This window comes from Achromobacter marplatensis (assembly GCF_049060505.1).
Taxonomy (GTDB): Bacteria; Pseudomonadota; Gammaproteobacteria; order Burkholderiales; family Burkholderiaceae_B; genus Achromobacter; species Achromobacter marplatensis_A.
In genome coordinates this window covers 112581-131947 of sequence record NZ_JBMGRB010000014.1, presented here as the reverse complement: position 1 = coordinate 131947, position 19367 = coordinate 112581, and the positions used below count along the sequence as shown (strand labels likewise).

13 protein-coding genes are annotated in these 19367 nt (G+C 66.0%); 5 read left to right on the top strand and 8 right to left on the bottom strand.

Annotated elements, in window-relative coordinates:
- Positions 1–108: 108 nt before the first annotated feature.
- The 3 genes from ACI0FO_RS27525 to ACI0FO_RS27515 form a co-directional block, all read right to left on the bottom strand.
- Positions 109–1308: a ribonucleotide-diphosphate reductase subunit beta gene (locus ACI0FO_RS27525; protein WP_105559328.1), complete on the bottom strand. Its 1200-nt coding sequence runs from the start codon at positions 1306–1308 to the stop codon at positions 109–111.
- A 21-nt stretch (positions 1309–1329) separates the two neighbouring features.
- Complete coding sequence (locus tag ACI0FO_RS27520; protein WP_416031771.1) at positions 1330–4260, bottom strand: ribonucleoside-diphosphate reductase subunit alpha; 2931 nt, start codon at positions 4258–4260, stop codon at positions 1330–1332.
- 302 nt (positions 4261–4562) lie between these two features.
- Complete coding sequence (locus ACI0FO_RS27515; RefSeq protein WP_416031770.1) at positions 4563–8069, bottom strand: indolepyruvate ferredoxin oxidoreductase family protein; 3507 nt, start codon at positions 8067–8069, stop codon at positions 4563–4565.
- 130 nt (positions 8070–8199) lie between these two features.
- Between ACI0FO_RS27515 and ACI0FO_RS27510 the strand changes: the two genes are divergently transcribed.
- Positions 8200–8649 carry an Lrp/AsnC family transcriptional regulator gene (locus ACI0FO_RS27510; protein ID WP_416031769.1) on the top strand — a complete coding sequence of 150 codons (450 nt, stop codon included), beginning with the start codon at positions 8200–8202 and terminating at the stop codon, positions 8647–8649.
- 68 nt (positions 8650–8717) lie between these two features.
- Here the strand turns inward: ACI0FO_RS27510 and ACI0FO_RS27505 are convergent, their stop codons facing one another.
- Together ACI0FO_RS27505 and ACI0FO_RS27500 are read right to left on the bottom strand one after the other, a co-directional pair.
- Positions 8718–9683 (bottom strand): Bug family tripartite tricarboxylate transporter substrate binding protein, encoded by a 966-nt coding sequence (locus ACI0FO_RS27505; protein WP_416031768.1) that lies wholly within the window; start codon positions 9681–9683, stop codon positions 8718–8720.
- A gap of 79 nt (positions 9684–9762) precedes the next feature.
- Positions 9763–10611, bottom strand: a complete 849-nt coding sequence (locus ACI0FO_RS27500) for an alpha/beta fold hydrolase (RefSeq protein ID WP_416031767.1) — start codon at positions 10609–10611, stop codon at positions 9763–9765.
- Positions 10612–10696: 85 nt separating this feature from the next.
- Between ACI0FO_RS27500 and ACI0FO_RS27495 the strand changes: the two genes are divergently transcribed.
- From ACI0FO_RS27495 to ACI0FO_RS27485, 3 genes are all read left to right on the top strand, one after another.
- Positions 10697–11596: a LysR family transcriptional regulator gene (locus ACI0FO_RS27495; protein WP_416031766.1), complete on the top strand. Its 900-nt coding sequence runs from the start codon at positions 10697–10699 to the stop codon at positions 11594–11596.
- A 189-nt stretch (positions 11597–11785) separates the two neighbouring features.
- Positions 11786–12292 (top strand): hypothetical protein, encoded by a 507-nt coding sequence (locus ACI0FO_RS27490; RefSeq protein ID WP_416031765.1) that lies wholly within the window; start codon positions 11786–11788, stop codon positions 12290–12292.
- A 112-nt stretch (positions 12293–12404) separates the two neighbouring features.
- Positions 12405–13607 (top strand): MFS transporter, encoded by a 1203-nt coding sequence (locus ACI0FO_RS27485; RefSeq protein WP_416031764.1) that lies wholly within the window; start codon positions 12405–12407, stop codon positions 13605–13607.
- A gap of 185 nt (positions 13608–13792) precedes the next feature.
- Here ACI0FO_RS27485 and gltX read toward each other — a convergent pair whose 3' ends face one another.
- Positions 13793–15199, bottom strand: a complete 1407-nt coding sequence (gene gltX, locus ACI0FO_RS27480) for a glutamate--tRNA ligase (RefSeq protein ID WP_416031763.1) — start codon at positions 15197–15199, stop codon at positions 13793–13795.
- Positions 15200–15317: 118 nt separating this feature from the next.
- Here gltX and ACI0FO_RS27475 point away from each other — a divergent pair, with 118 nt between their 5' ends.
- Positions 15318–17759, top strand: coding sequence for a GNAT family N-acetyltransferase (locus ACI0FO_RS27475; protein ID WP_416031762.1), 2442 nt, complete (start codon positions 15318–15320; stop codon positions 17757–17759).
- A gap of 66 nt (positions 17760–17825) precedes the next feature.
- Here the strand turns inward: ACI0FO_RS27475 and ACI0FO_RS27470 are convergent, their stop codons facing one another.
- Entirely contained in the window at positions 17826–18518 is a 693-nt protein-coding gene (locus ACI0FO_RS27470) for a cysteine hydrolase family protein (protein ID WP_416031761.1), read from the bottom strand.
- A 9-nt stretch (positions 18519–18527) separates the two neighbouring features.
- Positions 18528–19364, bottom strand: a complete 837-nt coding sequence (locus ACI0FO_RS27465; protein WP_416031760.1) for an ABC transporter permease — start codon at positions 19362–19364, stop codon at positions 18528–18530.
- Positions 19365–19367 lie beyond the last annotated feature (3 nt).

Sequence of the window (19367 nt, the reverse complement as noted above, 5' to 3'; positions counted from 1 at the left end):
CGGCGACAAAACACCCTGACCGAGGAGAGTGTCATCAAGCCTGTCGCGAACGCGACGCTCCTTGGAAATCTGGAGCGTGCCCGCGCCGGGCCTGATGACGAACTGCTTTTACTCCCAGCTCAGCGTGCCACCGGTTTGGTATTCGATCACGCGAGTTTCAAAAAAGTTGCGTTCCTTTTTAAGATCGATCATTTCCGCCATCCAAGGGAAGGGATTTTCTTCCTGCGGGTACAGCGGTTCGATACCGATTTGCTGGCAACGACGGTTGGCGATGAAGCGCAGGTAGGATTTGAACATAGGTGCGTTCAAGCCCAACACGCCGCGCGGCATCGTGTCTTCGGCGTAAGCGTATTCGAGTTCGACCGCTTTGCGGAAGAGTTCTCGAATTTCTTCGCGGAATTCCGGCGTCCACAGATGCGGATTTTCCAGTTTGACGGTGTTGATCAGGTCGATGCCGAAGTTGCAGTGCATGGATTCATCGCGAAGGATGTACATGTACTGTTCGGCGGCGCCGGTCATCTTGTTCTGGCGGCCAAGCGCCAGGATCTGCGTGAAGCCCACGTAGAAGAACAGGCCTTCCATCAGGCATGCGAAGACGATCAGGGACTTCAACAGCGTCTGGTCGGCTTCGGGCGTGCCCGTCTTGAAGTGGGGGTCCGCGATCGCGTCGATGAACGGGATCAGGAACTCGTCTTTGGCGCGGATGGACGGAACTTCGTTGTAAGCGTTGAAGATCTCGGCTTCGTCCAGGTCCAGGCTTTCGACGATGTATTGATAGGCGTGCGTGTGGATCGCTTCTTCGAATGCCTGACGCAGCAGGAACTGGCGGCATTCAGGCGCCGTGATGTGGCGATAGGTGCCCAGCACGATGTTGTTCGCGGCCAGCGAGTCGGCCGTGACGAAGAAACCCAGGTTGCGCTTGACGATGCGGCGCTCGTCCTCGGTGAGCCCGTTCGGGTTCTTCCAGAGGGCGATGTCGCGCGACATGTTGATCTCTTGCGGCATCCAGTGGTTGGCGCAAGTGGCCAGATACTTTTCCCACGCCCACTTGTACTTGAAAGGCACAAGTTGATTGACGTCGGTTTCGCCGTTGATGATGCGCTTGTCAGCAACCTTTACACGTTGCGAGGTCGCGGCGCCGCTCGTGGCGAGGCCAGCCGCGTGTTCAGGCGCGGCGGGCGTCGGCATGGCGGTGTCGCCGAATACACCGGTCGCCGCCCGGACTTCGGGCGCAGCCTGCCCACCGCCCGCGGGGGCGGGGGTCTTTGCAGGTTGCGTGGCGAGGGTGTCGTCTTCCCAATTAATCATGATTCAATTCTCCGGAGGCGGTTATTGGCAGGCTTCGCACTCTTCGAAGCCGGGGTCGCCCGGCCGCATGGTGCAAACCGCCCCGAGAACTTCGGGTTCCGGCAAAACAGGTGCGGTGCCCACGGCCGCAGCCGTGGATTGGCCACCGGCAGTGACGGCGTTCAGTTCGCCGCCGCGGCCCGTGGATTTCTCGGCGCTGGTGGCGCCCAAGGTGCGCAGGTAGTACGTCGTCTTCAGACCACGCAGCCATGCCAGCTTGTAGGTGTCATCCAGCTTCTTGCCCGATGCGCCCGACATGTAGATGTTCAGCGACTGGGCTTGATCGATCCACTTCTGACGGCGCGACGCGCATTCCACCAGCCAGCTCGGTTCGACTTCGAACGCGGTGGCGTAGAGTTCGCGGAGTTCGGAAGGTACGCGATCGATGCGGGACAGGCTGCCGTCGAAGTACTTGAGGTCGGCGACCATGACTTCGTCCCAGAGACCGAGTTTCTTCAGGTCACGCACGAGGTAATCGTTAACGACCGTGAACTCGCCGGAGAGATTCGATTTGACGTACAAGTTCTGGAAAGTAGGTTCGATGCACGCAGATACACCAATGATATTGGAAATAGTCGCGGTTGGGGCAATTGCAACGCAATTGGAGTTGCGCATGCCGTGCTGTTTGATGCGCGCGCGCAACGTATCCCAATCGAGCGAGCTCGATTCATCGACTTCAACATGGCCGCCGCGTTCATCGCGCAGCATCTTCAACGTGTCTTGCGGCAAGATGCCACGCGACCACAACGAACCTTCATACGACTGATAGCGGCCGCGTTCTTCGGCAAGCAAGCTCGATGCGAAGTAGGCGTGATAGCACACCGCTTCCATCGAACGATCGGCGAATTCAACAGCGGCTTGCGATGCGTAAGGCACGCGCATCATCTGCAGGCAATCCTGGAAGCCCATGATGCCCATGCCCACCGGACGATGGCGCGCGTTGGAATTGCGGGCCTTCTCGACGGCGTAGTAGTTGATGTCGATGACGTTGTCGAGCATGCGCATCGCGATGCTGACGGTGCGCTTGATCTTGTCGTGGTCCAGTTCGAAACCGCCGCCGGCTGCCGGCTTCATGTGCGCGACCAGGTTCACGGAACCCAGGTTGCACACCGCGATTTCGGATTCGTTCGTGTTCAGCGTGATCTCGGTGCAGAGGTTCGAGCTGTGGACGACACCCACGTGCTGCTGCGGCGAACGGATGTTGCACGGATCCTTGAACGTGATCCACGGGTGGCCGGTTTCGAACAGCATCGACAGCATCTTGCGCCACAGCGTCAGCGCCGGCATCTTCTTGTAGAGCTTGAGCTCGCCGCTGGCGACGCGCTTTTCGTAGCCGATGTAGGCTTCTTCGAATTCGCGGCCGACCTTGTCGTGCAGGTCAGGGCAGTCGGACGGCGAGAACAGCGTCCATTCGCCGGCTTCCATGACGCGCTTCATGAACAGGTCGGGAATCCAGTTCGCCGTGTTCATGTCGTGCGTGCGGCGGCGTTCGTCGCCGGTGTTCTTGCGCAGTTCCAGGAATTCTTCGATGTCCAGGTGCCACGATTCCAGGTACGTGCAGACCGCACCCTTGCGCTTGCCGCCCTGGTTCACCGCGACGGCGGTGTCGTTGACGACCTTCAGGAACGGGACGACGCCCTGGCTTTCGCCGTTGGTGCCCTTGATGTGGCTGCGCAGCGCGCGGACCGGGGTCCAGTCGTTGCCCAGGCCGCCGGCGTATTTGGCCAGCAGCGCGTTTTCCTTGATGGCGTCGTAGATGCCTTCCAGATCGTCCGAGACGGTGGTCAGGTAGCACGACGACAGCTGCGAGTGCAGCGTGCCCGAGTTGAACAGCGTCGGCGTCGAGCTCATGAAGTCGAACGAGGACAGGATCTCGTAGAACTCGATGGCGCGCGTTTCGCGGTCGGCTTCGCGCAGCGCCAGGCCCATGGCCACGCGCATGAAGAAGACCTGCGGCAGTTCGATGCGGGTGCCGCGGATGTGCAGGAAGTAGCGGTCGTACAGCGTCTGCAGGCCGAGGTAGCCGAATTGCAGGTCGCGCTTGGCGTTCAGGGCCTTACCCAGGCGGGTCAGGTCATAGTTGGCCAGTTCGGGCGACAGCAGGCCGGCTTCGATGCCGCGTGCGATGAACGTGGGGAAGTATTCGGCGTAACGCGCGCCCATGCCGTCTTGCGACACTTCTTCGCCCAGCACTTCCTTGCGGATCGTGTGCAGCAGCAGACGGGCGGTCACCTGGCTGTAGGCCGGGTCTTTTTCGACCAGCGCGCGCGCGGACAGGATGGCGGACTTGAACACTTCGTCGACGGGGATGCCGTCGTACAGGTTCTTGACCGTTTCCTTCAGGATGGTTTCGCTGTCGATGAATTCGTCCAGGCCTTCGCCGGCGGCGACGATGGTCGCGCGCAGTTCAGCCAGGTCCAGCGGACGGCGCACGCCGGCATCGGTCACGTTCAGCACGTGTTCCTGCGGGGCGGCGGCGGCCTTGTCCTGACCTTCGGCGGCAGCGGCGGCGGCGCGCTCTTGCGTGCGCTTCTCGCGGTACAGCACGTAGGCGCGGGCCACGTCGTGTTGGCCCGAGCGCATCAAGGCCAGTTCGACCTGGTCCTGGATGTCTTCAATATGGAACGTGCCGCCGTTGGGGCGGTTGCGCACCAGGGCGTTCACGGCCTGGCTGGCCAGGTTCTCGACCAGTTCACGCACCCGGGCGGACGCGGCGCCCTGGCCACCGTTCACGGCCAGGAAGGCCTTGGTCATGGCGATGGCGATCTTGCTGGGTTCGAACCCGACCACCGAGCCATTGCGGCGAATGATGTTGTAACTGGCCCATTGCCCGCCATTGGCGTCGGCAGGGGAATCGGTTTGCGAGGGCGGCACGGCCGAAGGCCGGGTCACAGAGGCGATCGTAGTCTGCATGGAAGCTCCTGTGCGAAAACGCGTAGATAGCGACATGACGACGGTCATGTCAGGTACGAATGTGGATCTTTTGAGGGGGTCGGAACGCTTGGACGGACTAGTCCAAAAGGCGTGGCCGACGAGAATCAGCGCTTAGGCGACCACAACATGTAGTGTAGCACCCCTCGTTGGACACTAATTCTAGTGATCGAGAACTACAGGGACAAGAAGAAGATATGACGAAGCTCACAAAAGATTGTTACTAAATGCACTGGGCGCGCCCAGTAAGGCGCGCCCAGGAGAGGACCGCTCAGAGCGAATGTTTATGCGGTTTTCCGCAGGGGCATGTCGCGCGGGGCCGGTGCCATATAGCTTTGCATCAATCGACCCAATTCCGTCCGATACTTCTCGACGTTCGAAGCCTTCACGTGGCCGTAGCCGCGGATGGTTTCTGCAAGGCCGGCGATTGTAGCCGCTTGCGCCAGCTTGTCCCGGCTCAACCCTACAAGCAACTGGTCTATGGTCTGGCGGTACTCGCCGATCAGCGCGCGTTCCATTTTTCGCTCGGCGGTACGGCCGAAGGGGTCGAACCACGTGCCGCGCAGGCCCTTCAGGCGGGTCAGCAGTTTCAGCGCGGTCATGGTTCGCGGGCCCAGCGTCATCTTGCGCGGCACGCCGGTGCGCGGGTCCTTGCGCGCGAAGATCGGCGGCGCCATATGGAAGCGCAGGCTGTAGTCGCCTTCGAACTGGCCCTTTAATTGCGCCTGAAACGCCTCGTCCGTGTACAGGCGCGCCACTTCGTACTCGTCCTTGTAGGCCATGAGCTTGAACAGGCCACGGGCCACCGCCATCGCCAGGCGCGGCGTCTTGGCGTCGGGCGCCAGTTCGCGTTCACGGGCCGCGACGGCCTCGACCACGTCCTGGTATTGGCGGGCATAACCGGCGTCCTGATAGGCGGTCAGGTCCGCGATACGGCGCGCCACGGCCCGTTCGAAGGTCTCGGGCACATGTAGCTGGACCACCTGGGCGTGCGGGCGCAGGGCGCTATCCAGTGCGTCGGGCTGATGCGCGGCCAGGCGGCCGCTGTCGAACGCGGCGCGGTTGGCCGCGACCGCCACGCCGTTCAACTCGATGGCGCGGTTGATGGCGGCCTGCGACAACGGCACGCCGCCGCGCTGCCACGCATAGCCCAGCATGAACATGTTGGACAGGATGCTGTCGCCGAACAGGGCCAGCGCGGCTTCGTGCGCGTCGATGGCGGCGGTGTTTGCCTCGCCCGCCGCGTGGCGGATCTTGGCCAGTAGCGCTTCGGGACGCATGGCGGCATCGGGGTTGCGGGTGAAATCCGATACCGGCGCCACATAGGTGTTGACGGTGACTTGCGTGTGCCCGCGGCGCAGCGCGCCCAGCGAATCCGGCGCGACCGAGGCCACCGGGTCGCACAGGATGGCGGCGTCGGCCTGCTGCCAGTCCAGGCGCACCGGGCCGGCCGGCGCGCCCGCGGGCGCCAGGCGAATGTGGCTGACGACCGTGCCGCCCTTCTGCGCCAGGCCGGTCAGGTCCAGCACCGCCGCCGACAGGCCCTCCAGGTGCGCGGCCATCGACACGATGGCGCCGATGGTGATGACGCCGGTGCCGCCCATGCCCGCGACCAACAAACGGTAGGGGCGGTCAAGCGAGGGCGTGGCCGGCAGCGGCAGTTGCCCGATCAGTCGTTGCAGGCGTTCTTGGTCGGTCTTGGGCGCCGCGCTCTTCCTGGGCTTGCCGCCCATGACCGACACGAAGCTGGGGCAGAAGCCCTCGGCGCACGAGTAATCCTTGTTGCAGCTGGACTGGTCGATGGCGCGCTTGCGGCCATAGGGCGTTTCCAGCGGCACGACCGACAGACAGTTCGATTGCACGCCGCAGTCGCCGCAGCCCTCGCACACGGCGCTGTTGATCAGCATGCGGCGCGCGGGATCGGGAAATTGGTTCTTCTTGCGGCGCCGGCGCTTTTCGGCCGCGCAGGTTTGGTCGTGGATCAGCACGGTCACGCCGGGAATCTCGCGCAGTTCGCGTTGCAGCGCGTCGAGCTCGCGGCGGTGGTGCACCGCGATGTTCGGCCCCAGGTCCACGCCTTGGTACTTTTCGGGTTCGTCGCTGGTGACGACGATGCGCGCCACGTTTTCGCCGCGCAACTGCTGGCAGATCTGCGGCACCGAGATCGGTCCGTCCACCGGCTGTCCGCCGGTCATCGCGACGGCGTCGTTGAACAGGATCTTGTAGGTGATGTTGGCCCCGGCGGCCACGGCCTGGCGGATCGCCAGATAGCCGGAGTGGTAGTAGGTGCCTTCCCCCATGTTCTGGAAGATGTGCGGCATCTTGGTGTAGCGGGACAGGCCGATCCAGTCGACGCCTTCGCCGCCCATCTGCGTCAGGCCGCCGGTGTCGCGGTCCATCCAGGCGGCCATGTAGTGGCAGCCCACGCCGGACAGCGCCTGGCTGCCTTCGGGCACTTTGGTCGACGTGCTGTGCGGACAGCCCGAACAGAAGTAGGGGCGGCGGCGCATGCCGTCGGCGTCGTTGGACAGCGCGGCCTGGCATTCGAACGCCGCCAGGTCCGCGGCCAGCGGCACGCCGGCCGTGCGGGTCAGCCAACCGGCCAGGGGCTGCGCCAGCAGCGATGGGCGCAACTGGCCGGCAGACGGCACCATGGTCTCGCCGTCGAAGCCCTTCTTGCCGATGACGGAGGGGCGGTCGGGACGGTTGAACAGCAGGTCTTTGATCTGGCTTTCGACCACCGCGCCTTTTTCCTCGATCACCAGGATGTGAGACAGGCCGCTCGCGAACGCCAGCAGCCGTTCGCCGTCCAGCGGCCAGGTCAGGCCGGGTTTGTAGATGCGCACGGGCGCATTGGCGGTGACGGTGTCCACGCCCAGCCGCGACAGCGCTTCCATCGTGTCCAGATGCGCCTTGCCGACGGTCACGATCCCTACCGTGGCCTTCGGCGCGGGGCAGGTCAGGCGGTCGATGCTGTGGCGGCGCGCGAATGCGGCCACCGCCTTCATGCGCAGGTTCATGCGCGTTTCGACGGCCAGCGACAGGAAGTCGCGCGCTGAATACTCCAGCGATTCGGGCGGCATGTCGGGATCGGCGGGCATGTCGTAGGCCTGCACGGCGGCGGGCGTGAACGAATGGCCGCTTTCGATGGTCTCGGACACAGCCTTGAACGCGACCCAGGTGCCGGAATAGCGCGACAGCGCCCAGCCCCACAGCGCGAAGGTTTCGTATTCGTCGATGGAGGTGGGATGCACGATGGGCATCTGCCAACCGATCAGGGACGCTTCGCTGGCGTGCGGAATCGACGACGAGACGGCGGTGTGGTCATCGCCCACCACCACCAGCACGCCGCCGTGGCGCGATGCGCCCGCCGCGTTGCCGTGATGCAGCGCATCGCCTGCGCGGTCCACGCCCGGGCCCTTGCCGTACCACATGGCGAAGACGCCATCGACATTGCGGTCGGCGCGCACGCCGGCTTGCTGCGTGCCCATGACGGCGGTGGCCGCCATGTCTTCGTTGATGCCGGGCAGGAAAGAGATCTTGGCGGCGTCCAGCGCCTGCTTCGACTTCCACATCGCCATGTCGACGCCGCCCAGGGGCGACCCGCGATAGCCCGACACGAAGCCGGCCGTGTTCAGGCCGCGCGCGCGATCGACCCGGGCCTGCGTGAGCATGATGCGGACGAGGGCCTGCGTCCCGGTCAGGAAGATGCGGCCGGACTCCCGGGTCAGGTTGTCGGCAAGCTGGTAGTCAAGGTCCAGCTGGGGTTCGGGGGCGGGCGTGCCGTCCATAATGAATGCTCCTGGTATTTCGCACCATGATAGGTTCGCGGAGCATTCGATTTATTGCGTTTTCGGATCGTGCTATCCCTATAATACGCAATGAACATTTCGTGTTCGACAAAAACCAGGAGACAAAGCGATGGACAAGACCGATATCGGCATCCTCAAGGCCTTACAGGAGGACGGCCGGGCTTCGGCGCAGCAATTGTCGGAGAAGGTGGGGCTGTCGGCCGCGCCGGTGTGGCGGCGGGTGAAGGCGATGGAAGCCAGCGGGGTGATCCAGGGTTATAGCGCGCAGGTGGACCGCAGCAAGGTGGGGCTGGGCTGCATGTTCGCGCAGATCAGCCTGGAGCGGCATTCCGCCAGCACGGTCGAGAATTTCGAGCGTTCCGTGCGCGATGCGCCCGAAATCCTGGAGTGCTATGCGGTCACCGGCGATTCGGATTTCCTGTTGAAGATCCTGGTGGAAAGCCCCGAGGCCTACGATCGTTTCCTGCATCGGTTCCTGTTCAACATGCCGGGTATCCGCCAGACGCGCACGATCGTGGCGCTGCGCGAGATCAAGCACGAACTGCGCCTGCCGCTGTGATGCGCATTGCGCCCTCTATATATAGAGGGCGCAATGGTCTGTAGCGGGAAATCCGCCATCCGCGCGGTTTATTGGGGTTGGATGCCCGAAATGCGGATCCATTCCTTCCAGCGCGCCGTGTCTTCCTTCACGAAGGCTTCAAAGCGCGCGACGTCCATCGATTCCGGCGTCAGGCCCAACGCGCGCAGCTTCTTCGCCGTGGCCTCGTCCTTGACCGCTGCCTGCATGTAGGCGTTCATCTTCGCCACGATGTCGGGCGGCGTGTTCGCGGGCGCCGACAGGCCAAGCCAGCCGGCGACGACGAAGTCCGGATAGTAGGTTGCCATGGTCGGCACGCTGGGCCAGGCGGCGTGCGGCTGGGCGCCGGTGACGGCGATGGGGATCAGTCCCTTGCCGTCGATCTGCCCCATCGCGGTCAGGTAGTCCACGAACGCGAAGCTGATCTGCTTGCCGCGCAGGTCGGTGATGATCTGCGTAATGTTCTTGTAGGCCGCGCCGGTGATGTTGATGTCCGCGCGCTGCTTGAACAGTTCAGACGGCACTTGCGAGGACGAGCTGTAGTAGCCGAAGAAGACTTCGCCGGGATGCTTCTTGGCGTAGTCCACCAGTTCGGGCACCGTGCGGTAGGGGCTGCCGGGGGCCACGACGCCCACCGTGCCGAAGGTGCCCAGCAGGCCGACTTGCCGGAAGTCCTTTTGCGCGTCGTAGGGCAGGCTCTTGTACAGGAACTGGTTGGCGGCGTGTGTCGAGTTCGTGGACAAGAGGAAGGTGTAGCCGTCCGCTGCCGCGTTCTTGGACGCGTTGGTGCCCACGATGCCGCCGGCGCCGGGACGGTCTTCGACAACGACCGTCTGCCCGGTCTGTTCGCCCAGGTATTGGGCGAAGGTGCGGGCGGTGAGGTCGGCGGCGCCTCCCGGGGCGGAAGGCACGATGATGGTGACGGGCTTTTCGGGCCAGCCTGCAGCCTGCGCCGAGGCGGCCAGCACGAGGCCGGCGCCGATCAGCGCCGGGCGAAGAAAACGGGGAATGGACATGCTTGTCTCCTGATTGCGCTTGCCGCGTGCTTGCGCGGTCGTGTGTCGTTGTTTTGTTGCTGCTGCGGGGGATAGGGATTCAGCCGAACCGGTCGCGGTGCCATGCCAGGATGGCGGCAGCGCTGACTTGCCATTGGTCCGCATACATCATGCAGTGCGGTTGTCCGGCCAGCTTGGCGTGGGAAAAGCCGTAGCGTTGCGCGATCGCCTGGTCCTGTCCGGGCGGATGGCGGTCATGGGTGTCCAGCCCGGCCTCCAGGCACAGGCCGGGCGCGTCGAAGGCGCCGGCGCCGATCGCCACGCGCAGCAGGTAGCGGTCGTTCAGCACTTGCGGGCTTTCGGCGCACAGGCGTTGCGTGACGGCGGCCACATCGCGGTCGGGCAAGGTCGCCAGGAAACGCGCGCGGATTTCGGCGGGGGCGGGTGCGGCGCGAGGCGTGGCGTCGGGCACCGGGGGCAGCGCCAGCGCGCCGGGCAAATCGCCAGGCGGGGAAGGCGCCATCAGCACCACGCCCGCCACCGGCCGCTGACGGGCGGCCAGCAAGGCGGGCAACGCGCCCATGCTGTGGCCGACCACCACCGTGGGGCCTTCCAGCGCGTCCAGCGCGTCAATCACGTCCTGGCCCAGATCGGCGATCGTGGTGGACGGGAACGCCGCGTCCTGCGGCAGCGCGCCATGGCCGCGCACGTCCACCGCGGCGCAGGCCAGGCCGGCGGCGGCAAAGCAGTCCAGGTAATGCGCAAAGCACCAGGCGCCGTGATAGGCGCCCGGCACGAACAGCAGGCCGGGCCTGCCGTCTTGCGGCGGCGCGCCGGCAATCAGGCGGCCCTGGCCCGCGCGGCGGGCGGGCAGACGGTCGGCAAGGCTGAAATCCAGCGGGTCCGTGGTGACGGGGGCGCAAGCGGGAGAGGGGGCGGCAGCGTTCATCTTGCGGCCATCTTAAGTGCGACCCTATGATCAGAAAACTTTATTTTTCCTATGATTCGATAAGTATTCCAAATCGAGCTTTCCGATGCCTTCCCTGCCTGACCTGTCTATCGCGCATTACCGGCACTTCCTTCTGGTGGCGGAGCTGCGCAGTTTCCGCGCGGCCGCCGCCCGGGCCTTCCGCTCCCAGCCGGCGCTGTCCTTGTCCATCCGCGAAATGGAGCAGCGCCTGGGCCAGCCGCTGTTCGAACGCGGCAACCGCAATACGCTGACGCGCTTTGGACAAGATTGCCTGCCCCTGGCGCGCGAACTGGTCGAGCATCACGACCGCGTGGCGGGCGCGCTGTCCGGGCTGGCCAGCAACGGCGCCGGCACGCTGACGATGGCGTCCGTCGCGACGGTCGCCACGCACTGGCTGCCGGAACTGGTGGCGTCCTACCGCGAACACTACCCGGCGGTGGCGCTGCGCCTGTTCGACGACAACTCAGAAGGCGTCGAGCGCATGGTGTTGGCGGGCGAGGTCGAGCTGGGCGTGTGCAGTCCGGTGCTGCAAGACCGCCGCCTGTCGTTCGAACCGCTGCTGCGCGACGCCTTCGGCCTGGTCTGCCATCGCGGCCATCCGCTGGCGGGGCGCAAATCGGTGACGTGGCGCGAGATCGCCGGCTTGCCGCTGGTGGGCACCGTGGCGCACCGCCAGCTTGCCGGCTATCCGCAGGCGGCTTTCATGATGGACCGCCAGGTGTTCGTGTCCAACATGATGTCGCTGCTGGCCATGTTGGAACGCGGCGTGGGCGTGACGGTGCTGGCACGGCTGGGCGTGCCGCCGGACTCGCCCGGGTTGGCGTTCGTGCCGCTGTCCCGGCCGCGCATCGAGCGCGAACTGGGCATCACCCGGCTGGCCGGGCGCAGCTTGTCTCCGGCGGCTGCGCGCATGGAAGAAATGCTGCGGGCGAAGGCGGTGCGGGGCGGCCGCAGTGTCGCTTGAAACCAACGCATTCGTGCAGTTTCCGAGGTTAAAACCCGGCCTTTCAATGCTCGACTGTTGCGCAATTGCACTCCGCGCGGATCGTCGTTGATTCTTCCCTGTCGGCTCTTTAGAGTGCGTGATGTTTGCTGCGCGAAGGGCGTGCCGGTGTGATCGGCGCGACGCGTCGACAGACGTGTTGAGGAAGACATGAGCAGTGTGTATTTGCGTTCGGCCGGCATCGCCTGCGCCGTTCTGGTCCTGGCCGGTTGCGTGGCCAGGAAGCCCGCCGTCATCACCGAGGCCCAGCCCGCGGAGCCGCCCAAACCGGCGGCTTGCGTACCCGCCCGTAGCGGCGATCCGATGATCGGCACGTGGTTGTCGAACAGCAAGCCGCGCGACGTCAGCGGCGATCTGCAATCGCTGATCGTGTTGTCCGCCGATGGCACGATGGCCTACGAAACCCTGCTGAAGATCGGCCGCAAGGCGCGGCCCGCACTGCGCGAGACCGGGTGCTGGACGGTGGCCGATGGCGTCTACACGATGCGGACCACGAAATCCGCCGGTGAGCTGGTGGACGCCAACGATCCGATCTACCTGAACCGCTACCGCGTTGAAAAGGTCGAGAAGGCCAAACTGACGCTGCGTGAACTGAAGAACGGCGGCCAGGTCGTCACGGCGCGCCGCATGCCCGCGGGCTATCGCCTGCCTTATTGACCGTTGCGCCGTGATCGTTGCGCCGGGCGGACACTCCGCCCGGCGGCTTCGCCAAGACGGCCGGGCTGCGGTAAGGTGCGGGCTTCGACTTTCGCCTTGCCGTCCGCCCTCCATGCCCGCCATGTCCTCCGAAGCGCGCGCCATCGCGCTGCTTGCCCTGGCCGCTTTCGTCAGCGCCAGCGCCTTCCGCATCTGTGATCCCATGCTGCCGCAACTGGCGGCGGAATTCGGCACCACCACCGGCCAGGCCGCGCGCGCCGTGACGGCGTTCGCGGTGGCCTATGGCGTGCTGCAGATGTTCTTCGGCCCGGTGGGCGACCGCTACGGCAAGTACCGCGTCGTCAGCGTGGCGACCGTGGCGTGCGCGCTGGGCAGCGCCGGCGCCGTCATGGCCGAATCCCTGGATGTGCTGGTCCTTTGCCGCGCGCTGTCGGGCGCGGCGGGGGCGGGGATCGTGCCGCTGTCCATGGCCTGGATCGGCGACAACGTGCCGTATGAACGCCGCCAGGCGACGCTGGCGCGCTTTTTAACCGGCACCATCCTGGGCATGTCCGCCGGGCAATTGGCCGGCGGCCTGTTCGCCGACACCATTGGTTGGCGCTGGGCTTTTGCCGCCCTGGTTGTTGGCTATCTGGCCGTGGGCGTGCTGCTGCATCTGGAAGTGCGGCGCCAGCAGGTGTCCGGCTTCGGCCGGGTGGATGCGGGGGCGGTCAAGCAGGGGTTCGTGGCGCAGGCGCGGCTGGTGCTGGGCACGCGGTGGGCCCGCATCGTGCTGGCGACGGTTTTCGCGGAAGGTCTGTTGGTGTTCGGGGCGCTGGCATTCGCGCCGTCGTATCTGCACGAACGCTTCGATATTTCGTTGACCGCGGCGGGCGCGCTGGTGGCGGTGTACGCCGTCGGCGGGCTGATCTATACGGTGGTGGCCGGCCGCATCCTCAAGCGCCTGGGCGAACGCGGCCTGGCGGTCGCCGGCGGCCTGGTGCTAAGCGTCGCCTTCCTGTCTTACCTGTTGGGCCCCGTCTGGATGTGGAGCCTGCTTGCCAGCGTATTGGCTGGCTTTGGCTATTACCTGCTGCACGCCACGCTGCAGACCAATGCGACGCAGATGGTGCCATCCGCGCGCGGCACCGCCGTGGCCTGGTTCGCGTCCTGCCTGTTCATGGGGCAGGCAGCGGGCGTGGCCCTGGCGGGCGCGGTGGTGGACGAGATCGGCGCGGCCGCGCTGTTCGGCGGATCCGCGGTGCTGCTGCCGCTCTTGGGCGCATTCTTCGCGCGAGCGCTGAAGGCGCGGGCGGCGATTCAGGCCGGCGGTTGAGGGCGCCGAGGGGATGGGGTTGATGTAGGCCCCGGCTGAGGGGCCTCTTCGATTCCGCTATGAAATGACGGTCGTTTGATGGGTTGCGCGCGTTCGAGAACGTTCTTCTTGCGCAAAGACGCGCGCGCTCCACCCATCCTGCGGGATAACGCCATGCCAGCCCCCGGCCAACCCTCCCCTCCGCGTCAGATCGCGGCCAGGCGGGCCAGCACTGTTTGCTTGCCCAGCAGGGCCAGCACGGCGTCGACGGCGGGCGTTTGCGTCTGGCCGGTCACGGCCACGCGCAGCGGGATAGCCAGTTGCGGCATCTTCAGGCCACGGTCGGCCAGCACGGCCTTGATCAGGGCGGACAGGGCCTCGCGCGTCCATTCGGTGTCCTGCGCGCGCTGGGCGAAGTCGGCCAGCGCTTCGCGCGCCGACGCGGTCAGGTGCTGTTCCACGAGTTCGGCCGCGGCGGGCTTGAATTCGGCGCAGAACAGCATGGCGCCATCGGCCAGTTGCTCCAGCGTTTCAGCGCGGTCCTTCAGCAGGCCCATGACGCCCGGCAGGTCGATTTTCTCTGGATAACCGCCCCGGTTCGCCACGCGCGGGGCCACGCGTTCGGCCAGTTCCGCGTTGTCCATCTGCTTGATGTAGTGGGCGTTGACCCAGTTCAGCTTCTTCGGATCCCATTGCGATGCCGACTTCGACAGGTGCTTGGTGTCGAACCAGGACACCAGCTGCTCGCGGGAGAAGAGTTCGTCGTCGCCGTGGCTCCAGCCCAGGCGCGCCAGATAATTGATCATGGCCTCGGGCAAGTAGCCGTCGTTGTCGTATTCCATGACGTTGACCGCGCCGTGGCGCTTGGACAGCTTTTCGCCGTCCGGGCCCAGGATCATCGGCACGTGGCCGTATTCCGGCAGCGTCGCGCCCAGCGCGCGCAGGATGTTGATCTGGCGCGGGGTGTTGTTGACGTGATCGTCGCCGCGCAGCACGTGGGTGATGCCCATGTCCCAGTCATCGACCACGACGCAGAAGTTGTATGTGGGCGTGCCGTCCGGGCGCGCGATGATCAGATCGTCCAGTTCGGTGTTGTCGAAGCTGATGGTGCCCTTGACCATGTCATTCCAGGAGGTGGCGCCTTCCTGGGGGTTCTTGAAGCGCACGACGGGCTTGCGGCCGTCGGGGATGGCCGGCAGCGTCTTGCCGGGCTCGGGGCGCCAGGTGCCGTCGTAGCGCGGTTTGTCGCCGCGGGCGCGGGCGGCCTCGCGCATGGCTTCCACTTCTTCAGGCGAGCTATAGCAGTGGTAAGCGGTGCCGGCGGCCAGCATCTGCGCCACCACTTCGCGGTAGCGGTCCATGCGCTGCATTTGGTAGAACGGGCCTTCATCGGGCTGCATGCCCAGCCATTCCATGCTGTCCAGAATGGCCTGCACCGCTTCCGGCGTGGAGCGTTCGACGTCCGTGTCTTCGATGCGCAGCACGAACGTGCCTTGGTGATGGCGCGCGAAGGCCCAGGAGAACAGCGCGGTGCGCGCGCCGCCCAAGTGCAGGAAGCCCGTGGGCGAAGGCGCGAAACGGGTACGAATGGGGGAGGAGGCGTGGGAGGTCATAGGTGGCAATGATAGCGGCTGCGGCGCCACAAAGCGGCGTCAGGCAGGGTCCACATCAAGCGGACGACGGGATTGTCTTGTTACGATGAACGGTATTTTAGATTAGGGCCTGCCCCCTATGCTGCGACACGCGCTTGCCCCGATGTTCGAACCCAGTTCGCTGGTGATCGTTGCCGACCGGCCCCTGCCGGCGGCGGGTTCCCTGTCGCCCGCGCTCAAGGCGAAAACGACCGTGGTGGCCTGCGAACCCGGGGCCGCGCCCCAGCTGCCGGCCGCCCTGCAAGGGCTGGCGCCGGGCGAACGGCCTGATCTGGCCCTGGTTTGCGTGTCGCCGGCGGTACTGCCCGAGACATTGCGGCGCCTGTCGCCCCTGGCGCCGCGCTCGGTGATCCTGCTGCCCCACGAATTGCCTGACCCGTATCCGCGCGGCACGCTGGCCCTTTGCCGGGCCTGGGCCGAAGAAAACCGTTGCGAACTGCTGGGGCCGCGCTCGTTCGGCGCCCAGCGTCCCCATGCCGGCCTGAACTTCAGCCAGCACCCGGTGCTGGCGCGCGCCGGCCGCGTGGCGCTGCTGGCGCAGTCGCGCTCGATCATGGCCGCGGTCATGGATTGGGCCGAAGACGTGCATATCGGCTTTTCCACCGCCGTGTCGCTGGGCGACGAGGCGGTCGTGGGGCTGTCGAAAGTACTGGACTACCTGGCCAGCGATCCGCGCACCGACAGCATCGTGCTGTATCTGGAAGACGTGGGGCCGGCCCGTGAATTCATGAGCACGCTGCGCGCGGCCGCCAGCGTCAAGCCGGTCATCGTGCTGAAAGCCGGCCGCTCCGACGCCGACAGTGCCGACGCCATCTTCGACGCCGCCTTGCGCCGCGCCGGCGCGGTGCGGGTGCGCTACTTCGTGCAGCTGTTCTCGGCCGTGAAGGTGCTGGGCTACACCCGGCGTCCCAAGGGCCGGCGCGTGGCGCTCATCTCCAACGGCAACGGCCCCCCGCAGCTGGCCATGGACCTGATCGGCCCCGACGCCGCCGTGCTGCGCGCCGAGCTGGCGCCCGCCACGCGCCGTGCGCTGGAAGCCATGCTGGAGCCGGACGCCATCAGCGCCAACCCCGTCATCACCTATATGCCGATGACGCCCGAGCGCATCCGCGCCATCCTGGAAGCGGTGCTGGACGATACCGGCGTGGACGGCGTGCTGGTGCTGCTGGCCCCCGACGCGCTGGCCGACATGCCCGCCGTCGCGCGCGAGCTGGCGCTGATCGCGCCCAAGGCAAAAAAACCGGTCGTCAGCTGCTTCATGGGCGACGCTGGCATGCGGCCGCTTCGGCGCATGCTCGACGACGCGGGCACATCGGCCTTCCGTACCCCGGAATCCGCCGCCGACGCCTTCGGCGTGCTGGCCTCGCACCACTACAACCAGCAGTTGCTGCTGCAGACCCAGCCGCAAGAGCCCCCCAGTCACGTGCCCGACCTGGCCGCCGCGCGCGACGTCATCGCGCGGGTGCGCGCCGACTGCCGCCGCGAACTGAACACGTCCGAAATCCGGACTTTGCTTGGGCTGTTCTACGTGCCGCTGCGCGACATGCCCGTGGACGTGGCCGCGGCCGAACCCGAATCCCGGCCCATGGCGATTCGCGTGCGGCGCGATCCGCAGTTCGGTCCGGTCATCCGCTTTGGCGCAGGCGGCCCCGACGCGATGCTGTCCGCGTCCGATCGCGGCATGGACCTGCCGCCGCTCAACGGCTTCCTGGCGCGCCAGCTGATCGAACGCAGCCGGCTGTGGCGCCGCGTGCTGGCGCCGCGCATCGGCCATATCGCCGCCGAATCCTTGCAGCAAGCGGTGGTGCTGGTGTCTGAAATGGTGTCCGAGCTACCCGACATCGAAACGCTGGATATCGACCCCCTCTACGCTGGCGAAACGCATCTGCGCGCGGGTGGCCTGCGCCTGATGTTGACCGAAACCCCGGGCTGCGAAACGCCGCAGACCTCGGGCTATCCGCACATGGCGATCCACCCGTACCCGACGCGTCTGGTGCAAGTGCGCCGGTTCAGCGACGGAATCCCCTGGGTGCTGCGCCCGATCCGCCCGGAAGATGGCGAAGCCCTGCAGGAATTCATCCGCGGCTTGTCGGAACGTTCGCGGTACATGCGTTTCGTGTCGATGATGCGCGAACTGACCCCGCGCATGGTGTCGCGGTACACCCAGGTGGACTACCACCGCGAATTGGCGCTGGTGGCGGCGACGCAAGTGCCCAATCCGGCCAACCGCGGCCATCCGCGCGAAGTCATCGTGGGGTTCGCGCACTACCTGCGCAACCCTGACGGGCGGGGGGCGGAATACGCGCTGGTCATCGGCGACGACTGGCAGCGGCGCGGCCTGGGCCGCCAACTGATGACGGCGCTGATCGATGCCGCGCGCGAGCAGGGGCTGGAATACATCGACGGCCTGGTGCTGTCGACGAACCGGCCCATGCTGGCGCTGATGACCAGCCTGGGCTTCACCAACGACGCGGACCCCGAAGACCCGACGATGCGCCGGGTCTGGCTGGGCCTGGGCTGATACGGCGGAGGCTCGATGGGGTTCGGTCCCTCGTCCTGATTCCGCGCGCGGTCAGGCGGCCTGCCGTCAGGCGGTCTTCCGGGCTGCCTGGCGGGGCGTCAGCCGCGCCGCCACCTCATCCACCGACAGCACATCCCCAAAGAACAGCATCCAGCCATGCAGCGCATGCTCGTGCTCGGCGGGCGTGACGGCGGCCAGCGCGTCGTCCACCATGATCGTGCGGAAGTCCCGCATCATGGCGTCACGCGCCGTGGATTCGCAGCACACGTTGGTGACGGTGCCGGCGATCAGCAGCGTGTCCACGCCCAATCCGCGAAGCAGGGGTTCCAGTTCGGACGAGCCGGGCGCCATCGCGCTGTAGAAACGCTTGACCACGCGCAGGTCCGATTCGTGGGCATGCAGGTCCGGATGCAGCTGGAAGCCCGGGGAATCACGGCGCAACGTTTCAAGCCGGCGGGCGCTGCGCTCGGGCGTCAGCATCACGCCATGGTGATGCGACCAGAAGGCATCGGCGTTGTCCGAGGCCGTCTGCACCCAGACGACCGTGCCGCCCGCCGCGCGCACGGCGTCGCACAGGCGGTTCACCGGCGCGATGATCTCGCGTGCCGGCGCGCATTCGCCCTGGTAGCCGGGCAGCGTGAAGTACTGCTGCATGTCCACGACGATCACCGCCGTGCGGGCGGCGGGCAGTTCGTCATAGGGATGCAGGCAGCCCTGCCGGGCCACGACGCGATCCTGTACCCATTGCGGGAATTCCATGGTCGTTCCTTATCCGTAGCGCCGCGCCACGGCGGCTTCGACGCGGTAGATGATCAGATACATCACGCTGGAAATCAGCGCCAGCATCGCGATGGCGGTCATGACGATGTTCAGCTTGAACACCTGGCTGCCGTTCATGATGAGAAAGCCCAGGCCGGAATCCGCCGACTGGAATTCGCCCACGATAACGCCTACCAACGCCAGGCCGATGTTCATCTTCACGGCGGCGATCAGCGTCGGCACGCTGCCGGGCAGCACCACCTTGGTCAGCACCTGCCAGCGGCTGGCGCCGAACGTGTGGGCCAGCTTGACCTTGTTCAGGTCGATGCCGCGAAAGCCCGCATAGACCACCATGATGGTGACGAACACCGCAATCGCGACGGCCATGCCGTACACGGCGTAGTCCGACCCCAGCCACAGGTAGAAAATCGGCACGAAGGCGATCTTGGGCATGGCGTTGGCCACCACCAGGAACGGGTCCAGCACCTTGTACAGGAAGTCCGACCACCACAGCGCGGCGGCCACCACGATGCCGATCGCCATGCTCAGGGTGAAGCCGACCAGTGTGGCCGACAGGGTGGTCATGATGTGCTTGCCCAGGTGGCCGTTGTTCCACAGTTCGATGAAAGTGGGCCACAGCGCGCTGGGGTAGCTGGTCAGCAGCGGGTTCAGTACGTGCATGCGCGGCAGGATTTCCCACGCGCACAGAAACACCACCAGCAGCAGCGCCTGCGTCACGCGGATGTTGCGTTTGCGGGCGCGGTCGCGGCGCAGGTAGTCCAGGTACTTCGGGCTGGGCGCGGGCACGACGCGCAAGGGCACGGTATTGGCGATGGGCGCATTCATGGG